The sequence below is a fragment of the Pseudomonas sp. LBUM920 genome, assembly GCF_003852315.1.
GTDB lineage: Bacteria > Pseudomonadota > Gammaproteobacteria > Pseudomonadales > Pseudomonadaceae > Aquipseudomonas.
The window spans coordinates 828,452-841,209 of record NZ_CP027762.1; the positions used below are offsets into that span (position 1 = coordinate 828,452).

Sequence of the window (12,758 nt, forward strand, 5' to 3'; positions counted from 1 at the left end):
ATAAAGTCAGTCGCCGACCGCTTCGCCTTCGCGCCGAGGGTCGGCGCCGCCGCTCAGCGACGCCTTACCCTGGGCGTCTGGCGTGCGAACGATGGCCTGCACGCCGCTGGTCATATCAATCTCGCTCAGTGCATGGCCTTTGTCCCTCAGCGCCTGCTTCAACTCGGGGCTGAACATCCCGGCCTCAAGCTCGGTGGCGCCGTTACGGCTACCAAAGTTGGGCAAGCTGATGGCCGCTTGCGGGTCGAGGTTCCAGTCGAGCATCGCCACCAGGGATTTACTCACATACTCGATGATCTGCGAACCGCCCGGCGATCCGACGGTGGCCAGCAACTCGCCGCTCTTGCGGTCGAACACCAGCGTCGGCGCCATGGCCGAGCGCGGGCGTTTGCCCGGCTCGACACGGTTGGCCACTGGCTGGCCGTTTTCTTCGGGGATGAACGAGAAGTCAGTCATCTGGTTGTTCAGCAAAAAGCCCTGAACCATGACGTGTGAACCAAACGCCGCTTCCACCGTGGTGGTCATCGACACGGCGCCGCCCAGGTCATCCACCGCCACCACTTGCGAGGTCGAGATGCGCAAGGGCGAGCGGTCCGGCGCGTACGCCACCTGGATGCCCGCAGGCGTGCCTGGCTTGGCGATGCCCATGCTGCGGTCGCCGATCAGTGTGGCGCGTTTGGCCAGGTAGTCCGGGGCGATCAGGCCTGCGGTCGGCACCGGCACGAAGTCGGCGTCGGCCACGTACAACCCACGGTCGGCGAAGGCCAGGCGACCGGCTTCGGCCAGCAGGTGCACGGCTTCAGGTGTGGGCTCAAGGCCGGCAGGCGATGTGCTTTTGACCGGCTTCATCGGTGCGATGGCCAAGCGCGGGTCGCGGGTTTCCAATGCCTGCAACGTACCGAGGATCTGCGCGACAGCAATCCCGCCCGACGACGGCGGTGGCATGCCGCACACCTGATAGCGCTTGTAGTCGGTGCACAGTGGCGTGCGCTCCTTGGCGGTGTAGCCCTTGAGGTCCGCCTGCGACAGGCTGCCCGCGTTGCGGTTGCCCTGGACCTTGCGTGCGATCTCATCGGCAATCGGCCCCTGGTACAACGCGTCCGGACCTTCCTTGGCGATGCGCTTGAACACGTTGGCCAACGCCGGGTTTTTCAACAGCGTGCCGGCGGCTTTGGGCGTGCCGTCGGCATTCAGAAAATACGCCGCCATCTCGGGCGATTGCGCGATGTAACGGTCGGCAGCGATCAGCGCGTGCAGGCGCGGGGAAATCGCGAAGCCTTGCTCGGACAGCCGAATCGCCGGTTCAAACAGCTTGGCCCATTGCAGGTGGCCGGTCTTTTTGTGTGCCATCTCCAGCGCGCGTAACACGCCTGGCGTGCCAACCGAACGCCCGCCAATCTGCGCCTCGGGAAATGCCATCGGCGTGCCGTCGGCTTTAAGGAACAAGCGTTCGGTAGCTCCCGCGGGCGCCGTCTCGCGGCCGTCATACGCGTGCACGGTTTTGCCGTCCCACAGCATGATGAACGCGCCGCCGCCGATGCCGGATGATTGCGGCTCCACCAGGGTCAACACGGCCTGCATCGCAATCGCCGCGTCGATGGCCGAGCCGCCCTGGCGCAGCATTTCGCGCCCGGCTTCGGCAGCCAGCGGGTTGGCGGCGGCGGCCATATGGCGCTCGGCGTGGCGGGTGGTGAGGTCGGTGCGATAACCCGAACCCAGCTCCGGCGCGGGCGGTTGTTCATTGACGGGGGTATGGCAGCCAGCCAGGGCGAGGGCGGCGGCAATCATTGACAGTTGACGGCGGGAAATCGAAAACACGCGCTGAACTCCGTTCATTTTGAGAATGATCTGTTGTCCTTGGGTTACGGCTTTTTACAGGTATATCGTGCCTTGCAGGTAGAGCACCGCGTGGCCGGAGATAATCACGCGGTCGTCCTTGAGCTCGCAACGCAGTTGCCCACGGCGCTTGCCGCCTTGTTCGGCGGTCAACTGCGACTTACCCAAACGCTCGGCCCAGAAGGGCGCCAGCGAGGTGTGCGCCGAACCTGTGACCGGGTCTTCATTGACGCCCACGTTGGGGCCGAACCAACGGGATACAAAATCAAACCGCGTGCTTTTGGCCGTCACCGCAATCCCGCGTTTGGGCAGGCCCTTGAGGCGCGCGAAGTCCGGCGTCAGGGCGGCGACTTGAGCTTCGTCGTCGACCAGCACGAGGTAGTCGTCGGTGGCAAACACCTCGGCATGCTCAATCCCCAATGCGCTCAACATGCCGCTTGGCGGCTCGCAGCGCTGGGGCTGTTTGGCCGGGAAGTCCATCGCCAGTTCGTCGCCATTGCGCGTCACGCGAAGCTCGCCGCTGCGGGTGGCAAAGCGCAAGACGTGCGGTGCATCCGCCAATTGATGAATCAGCACCCAGGCTGCGGCCAGCGTGGCATGGCCACACAGGTCCACTTCGACCTCCGGGGTGAACCAGCGCAACTCATAGAAATCGCCACGGGGTACGAAGTAGGCGGTTTCGGAGAGGTTGTTTTCAGCCGCGATATTCTGCAGTTGCTCGTCGGGCAGCCACTCGGTGAGCGGACAGACTGCCGCCGGGTTGCCGCCGAAGGGGTGTTGGCTGAAAGCATCGACTTGATAGATATCCAGTTTCATCGAGGGCACTCCGAGTAGGGAGGCTGGACACTAACAGTGGGTCTGTGAAGCGTCAAAATACAGATGCGGCGTTTTTTTGAGCGCATGAGTCTCGCTCATCCCAGGCGCAACACCATCGCCCCGGCGGCGATCACACACGCGGCCAGGATGCGCACGCGGGTCAGGCGCTCTTTGAGCACCCAGGCCGAGATCACCACGCCAAACAGGATCGACGTTTCACGCAAGGCCGAAACGGTCGCGATGGGGGCTGCGGTCATGGCCCACAGCGCCAGGCCATACGAGGCGATCGTGCCCACACCACCGACGATGCCCAAGCGCCAGTTACGCGCGAGGTAATCACAGAACAGCGTGCGCCGCGAAGCTAACGCCCACGTCGCCAGCGGGACGCCGGTCAGCAGGAAAATCCACAGCGTGTAGGCCACAGGCGCACCGGACTTGCGCACGCCCAAGCCGTCGATAAGGGTGTAGCTGGCGATCACGCCGGCGTTGATCAGCGCCAGAACCAAGCCTTTTCTTGGCCCTGAAGAAGGCGCCAGGGCCATGCTCAAGATGCCCAGTGAGATCACCGCAATGCCAAGCCAGGCGGAGGTCGAGAGCGGCTCGGCCAACACAAACACGCTCACCGTCGCCACCAGCAGCGGCGCTGTGCCGCGCATGATCGGGTAGGTCTGGCTCATGTCGGCAATGCGGTAAGTCGAGGCCACCAGCACGAAATACAGCACTTGGAGAATCACCGACCCGCCGATGAACGGCCAGCTCTCTCTTGCCGGCAGCGGCAGAAACGGGGTGGCGGCCAACGCGATCAACGAGGCGACGGAGGCGATCATGCAGGTGGTCAACAGCTTGTCGGCGCCGCCTTTGACCACGGCGTTCCAAGTGGCGTGGAGCGCGGCGCCCAAAAGGATGATGGCGAATACGCTGAGGCTCATCAGTCGCTCTCTGCGTGGTTGATCAGCGACGTCAACACGTGGTCCGCCCACACGCCGTTAATCTTGAGATAGGCCCGCGCTTGACCCTCGCGCTCAAACCCCAGCCGTTCCAGCAGGCGTGCACTGCGTGCATTTTCGGGGCGGTAGTTGGCCATGATTCGATGCAGTTTCATGGCATCGAACCCATAGGCAATCGCAGCCTTCAGCGCTTCGTGCATCAGCCCCTGGCCCTGAGCCGATTCGTCCAGCGCATAGCCCAGGTGGCAGGCTTGAAACGCACCGCGCACGATGTGGGTGAAATTGCAGGCGCCGATGATCTGACCGTCGCGCTGTATCAGCAGGTGCAGCGCTTCGCCGCTGGCGGTCTTTTCGGCCATGGTTTCGAGGCGTTGAGTGATGGCGTCAAGTGCAAAGAAGTCATCGTCGCGCGTGGGTTCCCAGGGTTGCAGGTAAGCGCGGTTTTGCAGCAGGTAGGTGTGCAGGGCGCGAGCGTGAGACGGCTGGGCGGCTTGCAGTATCAGCCGTTCGGTGGCAATGCCGTGGGTGGGGAAGTGCGTGTTCACCAATCGCCTCCTTGTGGTTGGGGGCGAGTATGCCTGAGGGCTTTTATTCAGGCATAAAAAAACGGCTTACCTTTCGGTAAGCCGTTTTTAGTACTTGGTGGTACACAGTCATTTGAACTAGATCTTCAACTATCTGGTTTTAAAGGGTTTTATTCGTTGCTAGCGAGTTAGGCATACACATGGGCATACACGCCCGTGATTGTTGCCCCTTTCGGAAGCATCAATCGCAATCGCCAGCAGAAGACGTGCATTCATGTTGTATGGCAATCATGGCAACAAAAGTAGCACCCATTGATCCTACTGTTTAGCCAATGCCGCTTGGCATCCGCCACCGCTTCTCTACAGGTCGAATGGAAACCTAGGTCTATTTGATTAACGGGTAAAGGCATGAACTTACACCCAGCTGTATCGTTGTGGATCTCGTAATCGCCGTTGGTTTGGGGACGCTTATTGATGATGAATTTAGGCATTGCTAGTGACTCGCTTCTGCGTGGACGTTTACCAAAAGTCACCCCCAGGTAACGCTCGCTGATCAGTAAGGCGTGCTGCTTTCCGCTCCAGAGTAGCTGGCACAAAGGCTATTGCAATTCGGTCTTTAGGTTTTTCTATTCACATGTAACAGCTTTCCGCCACGTGACGTTATCCAAGGGGCGTATGCCTTCGTTAACTAAGTCATTCCCGACGGGATAAACAGGCAAAAAATCGCTGGGGACCCTGAGCTTTTTCTCATACCACGGGGCATGAAACCCGCGGGATCGAGTTAGTGGGAGGTGCCGGAAGTTACTGAAATTTCAATCGTTGAAATTGAAAGGATCTTGAAGAAAAAGGGCCATCGTTACAGCTTCGGTAAAGGTGGCTGTATCTGTTGCTGATAGTGAACACCTGCATGGCGTCAACCATGGTGATGGGTGTCAACCACGTCAACCTGTCAACCAACTTAAAAAATCCATCCGCTAACACGAACGCGCGGGTTCTATGCCCCGTATCTATCCGAAATGCGCTGGGTCCCCAGCGGCTTTTCGATTCATAGGGCAAATGCACTGGTGAACAGCAGTTCACCCGGTTCACCTGTTCACTAAGCTGGGCACCTTTCCGCTGACACGATCACGCGGGTTTCCTACCCCGTACCTTCAAGAATGCGTCAGGGGCCCCACTATCGAACCAAAGCCAAGAGCATGATCGACCTCACATCGCTGGAGGAGCAATACTAATGGGGCTAGGGGGATGTCCTAATAAAACCGTGTTACGGGTGTTACGCATGTTACGGTTCTATATAAGTATATGATTTTAAATGATTTATTTAGTGTTACATAGCTGTGACTGGTTTGCCGATATACGTGTTACATGGCAAATAGGTGTTACATCAATGAATGCTCTGGAGGAGCGGTTTGTGATGATTAAGGCGGGAGTAATCGGCCTAGGGCTTTCCCTTATTAGGGCCGCTCCCGGCCATGTCCGGGAATTCGTGGCAGGCATGAATGGCTTCGGTTGCAGATCCCTGCCCTGAGTAATGGCGAGCGTATCTGAGTCGCACCCAATCCGCCTCAGAACCACAGCTATCGCATGTCATGTCGCACATAACTGAGCATCTGCGACAGACTGACATGACACCGCAAAGCTTTACCTTGCTGTGCTAGCGAATCGTCGCCTAAATCTTAGGAATAAATCGACAAGTCAGCGTGAGCGACGAACAGCTCTAGGCCACCAGTGGCTGCCGACACGACCGCTAGCGTCTTTCTAAAAGCGATGCATAGAACTCCTAATTGCGAACGAAAACCGACTGCGGCGAAGGGTAGAAACTGCTGAGCTGGTAATCCATTTCAGTAGGTGGCCTTTCGAAATCACAAATCTGTTGCTTACCCAAGAAAATGGTGTATTTTCAAATTGCATGGGCGTATCGCCTATTTGCCGCAATCGAGACATAACATCCGCTGGTTAGCTCAGTAATGAGCGTTCAATGCGAAAGTATTGAACTGATGAGGAGAGGGCCCCGGCAGTCTCCGACCCCCGCGTCCCGCTGGAGTGCTTCACGGTGGGCCTACCATGAGAAAGATGGTGGTTTTCAGCGGATGGTTTCGATGAACGCAACATCTTTCTCTTTACCCTATGTTATGGGTTGGTATGGCTCACATTTATATCCAATGGATTGGCTATCGTGCTTGCAAACCCACTAAAAATCTCAAAAAACTCTGTTAGTAGTCGCGAAAACTTATGCAAACTCCTGCGCGTAACGGATGAGTTTCTTGCTTCTGTTATGACATTGAGTCAAGAGGATCGATATACCAAAAAAGAGCATGTTAAAAAAGCAGGTGGGATAAGTCGTCCTATTTACAATCCTCACAGATTCTTAAGAAAGCTCCAAAAAAGAATAAATATTGCAATTTTCTCCAATCACTACGTAATTCGTTGGCCGCACTTCATATACGGTTCAGTACCAAACCAGAAAAATAATGATGCGTATGATAGTAAGGATTATGTTTCTTGCGCAGGAAGGCACTGCGGTGCAAAAAGCCTTTTAAAAGTGGATGTGTCGAGTTTTTTTGATAATATTCATCAGGATATAGTTTTCTCTATATTTAGTAATTTTCTTAAGTATGATGAAGAAGTGTCTAGAATTCTTACCAATTTGTGTTGCCACAACTCACATCTTGTCCAGGGCGGCTTAACATCAAGTTACATCGCATCTTTGTGCTTGTATGATGTTGAAGGCGATGTTGTCGAGCGGCTCAATAGGAAGGGGTTTATATATACTAGATTGGTAGACGATATAACTGTGTCGTCAAAATCGCTAAACACCGATTTTACGTATGCGCTCAAAATTATTAGCGATATGTTGACCGCTAAAGACCTACCTATAAACGAGAGTAAGACTAGAGTATTCAGGACCTCAACGGAACCATTAACCGTTCATGGATTGAGAGTTAGTTTCAATACTCCGCGACTTCCTGCTGATGAGGTGGGCAGGATTAGAGCAGCCGTTCGCAACTTAGAGTCCCTCGCAGACCAGCCAGGTTATCGAACTACCCACGGCTACAGGCATGATTATAATCGCTGCATGGGCAGGGTAAATAAGCTCCTTCGAGTCGGCCATAATCAACACAAACCGCTTCTTGCACGACTGAATTCTATTAAGCCTTTACCTTCAAGGCGCGATGTGAATCGGGCTAAAGATATGGTTGCACGCTTGGAAAAAGACTTTGATGCGAAAAGGCATACGCACTGGTACAAGTCTAGATTTCATCGGGTTATGGAACGGTTGATAGTTTTAAATCGTGTATATGACATAACATCCAAGCAGTTAAGGTCAAAGTTGAAAAGGTTGAGGCCGGAAAGTGAGGATATAATTGATAAGCATGTATAGGTTTGTAGTGTCATACAGTAGAAAGATGAGAGATGCTTTTTTAGGTCAGCATCCATATTTTAAATACTTGATTATTTTGCTCGCTTCGATCGGGATGATAGGGTTTTGTATTTTTTTGACGGTTTTCGTTACGATTTTTTTTGCTGGTCAGCTTTACTCATTACCACTTTGTTTTTCTAATAAGTGCTTTATAAGTCTGTATGAGAACTATAGCTCGGCCTTTGCAGTTGCTAAGTCGACACTGGATCTTATTGTCCTCATTGCAACGGTCGGTGCAATTTTTGTTGCGTTGCTCAGTTACTTGTCTACATTAAAGTCTTCATATTTCACAAATCACATATCTCATCTATCGCTATTTCAGAGTTTTTTTGTTGAGGAGGTCAGAAAGAGAGACTTGCTTTCAATATCTTCGTTTGATCCTCATAAAATATACAGCCTTATTTATTCTAACTCAAGAAGTGGTGATATGTCTTTGTCTGAGACTTACTTTGAGTTTATCGGTAAGGTGAATAAGGTTATTTCTGACTCTAATTTTAACTCATATAAAGCTACAAAGGGTCCGTTTATTTACAAGGATCACCAAGCAGAAATGATCAGTACCTTAAAAGGGATTGGGTTTAACCTTCAGTTTATGCCAAAGAAAGATTTCTACGAAATTGAAAGCCAGGTGCTTTCGTTACTTGACTCAATTTCAAAGTCTTTCTGCGGAGGTGATGCCAGAACTAAGCTTGAGCCCCGTATGTACAGATAGGAATAGTGAAAGCAAATTTAACTTGATACTAAAGCCCTAATCTCCTGGCTGCAGCTGGGTATCTGCTTTTTGCCGGTCGCAGCACTTCATGAGAGGCAGCAATCGGCCAAAATCAGTCATCAGATCGACCCCACCAAAGTAGGGCCTGCTCAGTTAATTGGACGCCGCATACAGCTATTCCAAATATTGGTGATGATTAATGTGGAGGGAGGCCATAAATTTGTCCACCAATGATGGCATATTGATAAGGTTGACCAACCTCGTCATGCATACCGCTTTCGCCAGATTAGCTAACAAGGACGAACATGCCGATTTCACTGGAATACTACGACCATCCAACCCTCTGTCATGGCCAAGTCTGGACAATCACCGACGAAAATCTACTCGCAGAGCAGATAGCGCGTGTTGCTATGGGCCAGTCTAGACACGTCCAAAAAATCATAGCGGGAACGAATGTTGGGCCGCCGGCATCGAGGGCGAGTGCCGCTCAGGGCGCGATAGGCTTACTTACGGTTCCTGCTGGTGAAGACCCCTGGCATAGAGATGGCTGGATCTTCCAAGTGATATCGTGGATAGCTGCCCAAAAAGCCGATCCGAACGCACTTATCCGGCCGCCTCAAATGATTCACGCCTTGAAAGGATTCGATGGGCTCCGCCTTGAGTTGAGCGGGGGTGAAGTTGTTGCTGCAACTATATTTGAAGACAAGGCTACGGATGATGCGAGAAAAACTGTCCGTGATTTGGTGTGGCCAGAGTTTAGGTTGCTCGACCAAGGAGATAAGGAGAACGTTTTAGTTGCTGAAGTCGTTGCGTTATTGGAAACCAATAGAAATGTTGATCCTGATCTCGCGATCGAAAACATAATATGGAAAAACATTAGACATTATCGCGTTAGCATAACGGTTGGTAAATATCACTCTACGAGCAAGGGGCGAGTTAAACTTTTTAAAGACTACGATAAAGTAATTGACGGTAAGGTGAGCAAGCGCGGCGGGGAAGTATTTTATATAGAGCATCTGCGCCCCTGGATGTCTTCGCTAGCTGAGAAATCGATTGCTCACGTTAACAATATGGTGGCTGCTCATGTTTGATAATGATACCGTAGAATTGATTAATAGTGCTCCAGAATTGGATGGCCTCGATCTTACTGAGTTACCAAAACAGCTAACTGAGGCTTACGCATCAATAGTTTCTGCTCGTATTTGCTTACGTGAAGGAGCGGAGCGGGCGGGATTGCCTGATGAGGTTACTGAAATAGTTAAACGAATGACGCGCCTTGCTTTTTCTCACGAGGCTATAGTTTCCGCTTCAGAAAATATGGAAAACCGAGTTGCTGCAGCCTTCGTTGCCGGCTCTGCTCATCATGTAATACTTCTTGCTCAAGAGTTAATTTCACGAAGTGTTAAATTTAGCACATTAAATGCGTATGGCGTATCTGCTGAGGTTTCTGCAACTTTGTTGTTTCTGATTGCAGAAGCAAGTTCTGACGCTGCCGAAACAGCAAAAAATATTGTGGTTAGGGTTGAGGGGTCTATTGAGGCCACTTTGCTGAAAGCAATTTACCATTTGGCGAATGGAAATCTTCTGAAAATACTTGCTATGCGTGTGCCCAGCACAGAAGACTTTCTGAGCGCTGACAGTATGGGGCAAGCGGTAGAGTCGTTGTATTACATGCTATTGCATGGGGTCCGCGCGATGGCGGCATCATTGCTCGGAACTGAGGATGAATTTGATTTGATAGACCATGACTCGAAAGTGGTCTTCGATAAAGTAAAGGAATTATGTGTCGATGAAATTGATGGTTTAATTAGTTTTGGAAACCACCCAGTACATAATGTGTTTCCAGGGCCACTTCATTTGGCATCACTTTTAGCGATGGTCGCGGACCACCTTATTCCATCGGGGATTATAAATACAGAGCCACCAAAAGGAATTGACTCAACTAAATGGGATGTTATGAAGCAAGGCATAGCGTCAATTAGGCCATACTTATGGAAGAATCATCGAAAGGCTATATCTTCAGGTTATTTAGAAATAGGTGTTTCCTCGGTGATAAGCTTTCCAACTGGGGCAGGAAAGTCTACTCTATCCGAATTAAAAATTGCTACCGCCTTGCTGCGTAATGTAAAGGTGGTTTTTTTGGCACCGACGCTTTCATTGGTCGATCAAACAACTAGGGCTCTAGCTAATACTTTTCCAAACGCAGAGGTTCAGCGAGAAATTTTAGATGAGTTGTTATTTGATTTGGAGAATGACGCACTTCCGGCTATTTCTGTTATGACGCCTGAAAGATGTCTGGCAATGTTAAGCTTTGATCCGGACATATTCTCAAGTGTAGGGTTGTTGGTGTTTGATGAGTGCCATTTGTTGCACCCAAGGGACGCAGATCATAGTCGGCGGTCTATAGATTCTATGCTTTGCCTCCTAAATTTTACATCCGTAGCCCCTAGCGCCGATTTGCTTTTATTATCGGCAATGATGAAAAACTCGATAGAGATAGCAGGTTGGGTCTCGGAACTAACTAAAAGACCTTGCTTGCCCTTGGAGTTGACATGGAAGCCTACTCGTCAAGTAAGAGGGTGTGTGGTTTATGCTGGTGATGAAATAGCCAAACTAAAAAAACGCCTAAAAGTCGTCAGGTCTGAGGTGACGAATATAAATGCGCCTGCCTCATTGAAGCGAGAGCTGTTCGTACAACCTTTCGGTTTTTTTTGCTTGAACCAAACTTGGCACTCAGCAAGTCGTAAAGATTACGCATTAATGCCAGTTCTTAGCGAATCCGTCCAGCTATCAACAGGCACCGTTACAGAGGGAAAAAAATGGTATTTAACGCCTAATGGAAATCAGGTGTCGGCTACGATTGCAACGTCAACGGCTAGGCAAAAAATAAAGACTTTAGTCTTCACGCAAACTATACCGCTTGCGAATAGCGCGTCAAAAAAGATCTCAGATGAACTTGAGTCTCCTGGATGTATTTTGACTGATGAAGAAGTTCGCCTTTTCAAGATGGTAGTCGATGAGTTTGGAGGCGAAGAGCATATTTATATAAAAGTTTCGGATGAAGGTAGGCTGGAGTCCTCTAGTGCTTGCCATCACGGGCTTTTACTAGCTATGGAGCGACATTTGCATGAGTCGCTTTTTAAGCGAGCAGATGGGCTGAATGTTTTAGTGGCGACATCAACTCTTGCGCAGGGAATGAACCTTCCCAGTGAAGTGGTCATTATTAGTGGCGATAGCAGATTTGACCAAGAAGCTGATGCTATGCAACGTTTGGAGGCTCATGAGCTTCTCAATGCAGCAGGGCGGGCCGGTAGAGCTGGCGATAGTTCCTATGGGTTTGTATTGGTGGTGCCGAGTAAAGTTGTTAACTTTGATAATAGCACTAGTCGTATTCATAATCACTGGATGGATTTAAGATCGATATTTTCTCAAAGCGATCAATGCTTGACTATTGATGACCCTCTCACCGCAATTCTCGACCAGATACATAGTGAGGTGTTACCTCTCTCTGGTGTGGCGAGCTATTTTTTGAGCAGGTTACCGGTTGATTCTGACGAAGATCAAGAGGAGCGAAATATATCAGCTCGTGCGACTATTGAACGTTCTTTCTCGGCCTTCCGGGCTAGGAAAAAAGGCGATCAACAATGGATATCATCAAGGATAGAATCGGCAATATTGTCTAGGAACTTGAATCTAGATACCTCTCAAGTTCCCACTTGGGCTGATCGATTGGCAGCAGCATCAGGTATATCGGCAGGGATAATTCGAGAGCTTGGTGAGCCGCTTTCTAAAAATGTCAATCATTGGGCAACTACCGAAGCTTGGTATCAATGGCTTCGCGATTGGCTAAAACTCCGACCTACACTACTTCTAACTCTTATTAGAAAGGAGACTTTGGAAGGTTTTTTAGGAGACGACTATAAGGCGCTGAAAGATGATGCCTCAAAAGGGAGATATGCTGCTGAAATAATATTTCCATTACTAGAACTCTGGATGGCAGGTAATACGTTAGCTAGCATTGAGGTCTCGACCGGTACTCCAATCAAAAAAGTCGGAAAATGCGAGTTTGTTAGGGAGTTTGTTTTGAGGATAATTCCTGAGCTTTCTTATATATTTGGCCTTCCTAATCAGATTTTTAGGGCGATTACCGTTGATAGAGCTGAAGGACTTGAATCACCTGTCGGCCTAAATTGTTTGGCCTTGTGTGTTAAGGAAGGGTTTGATAGCGTTGAGAAAGTGGCCCTGCGCGAAATAAGTAAGAAGCGCTTAGGTAGAAGGGAGTTGCATCGGAAGTATCAGAGTATTGAAGCCTATGCAGGCGTGCTTAAAGATGGTGAAAGCTTCGGTGACGTAGTGGATCGTATCACTCAAGCCTTGGCCATGGTGGATCTTTAACATTCATATGTCTGCATTTCCTCTCCTAGCTGGATATCCAAGCCAGCTTCTGGCTGACTGATGCCGGTGACGAATGGCAGCTATTGGTGGATTCTGTTGGAAAAGTA

Annotated in this window: 8 protein-coding genes; 4 read left to right on the top strand and 4 right to left on the bottom strand. The window is 50.8% G+C overall.

Annotated features, from left to right (window positions below):
- Positions 1-6: 6 nt before the first annotated feature.
- The 4 genes from ggt to C4J83_RS03615 all read right to left on the bottom strand — a co-directional run bounded on the left by ggt (position 7) and on the right by C4J83_RS03615 (position 4,144).
- Positions 7-1,836: a gamma-glutamyltransferase gene (gene ggt, locus C4J83_RS03600; RefSeq protein ID WP_124416364.1), complete on the bottom strand. Its 1,830-nt coding sequence runs from the start codon at positions 1,834-1,836 to the stop codon at positions 7-9.
- A gap of 36 nt (positions 1,837-1,872) precedes the next feature.
- Entirely contained in the window at positions 1,873-2,652 is a 780-nt protein-coding gene (locus tag C4J83_RS03605) for a PhzF family phenazine biosynthesis protein (protein WP_106578534.1), read from the bottom strand.
- A 95-nt stretch (positions 2,653-2,747) separates the two neighbouring features.
- Positions 2,748-3,581: an EamA family transporter gene (locus C4J83_RS03610; protein WP_119736406.1), complete on the bottom strand. Its 834-nt coding sequence runs from the start codon at positions 3,579-3,581 to the stop codon at positions 2,748-2,750.
- Positions 3,581-4,144, bottom strand: a complete 564-nt coding sequence (locus C4J83_RS03615) for a GNAT family N-acetyltransferase (RefSeq protein ID WP_256660643.1) — start codon at positions 4,142-4,144, stop codon at positions 3,581-3,583. The genes C4J83_RS03610 and C4J83_RS03615 overlap by 1 nt, the downstream gene beginning before the upstream one ends.
- Positions 4,145-6,299: 2,155 nt before the next feature.
- On the opposite strand from C4J83_RS03615, the gene C4J83_RS03625 reads away from it, so the two are divergent.
- The 4 genes from C4J83_RS03625 (at position 6,300) to C4J83_RS03640 (ending at position 12,651) form a co-directional block, all read left to right on the top strand.
- Entirely contained in the window at positions 6,300-7,505 is a 1,206-nt protein-coding gene (locus tag C4J83_RS03625) for a reverse transcriptase family protein (protein ID WP_218569111.1), read from the top strand.
- Between the two features lie 25 nt (positions 7,506-7,530).
- The gene (locus C4J83_RS03630) at positions 7,531-8,256 is read left to right on the top strand and encodes a retron Ec48 family effector membrane protein (protein WP_124416366.1); all 726 of its coding nucleotides are present in this window, start codon (positions 7,531-7,533) and stop codon (positions 8,254-8,256) included.
- Between the two features lie 305 nt (positions 8,257-8,561).
- On the top strand, positions 8,562-9,347 hold the full coding sequence (locus C4J83_RS03635) for a hypothetical protein (RefSeq protein ID WP_124416367.1): 786 nt from the start codon (positions 8,562-8,564) through the stop codon (positions 9,345-9,347).
- On the top strand, positions 9,340-12,651 hold the full coding sequence (locus C4J83_RS03640) for a DEAD/DEAH box helicase (RefSeq protein ID WP_124416368.1): 3,312 nt from the start codon (positions 9,340-9,342) through the stop codon (positions 12,649-12,651). Before C4J83_RS03635 ends, C4J83_RS03640 begins: the two co-directional genes overlap by 8 nt.
- Positions 12,652-12,758: the final 107 nt, after the last annotated feature.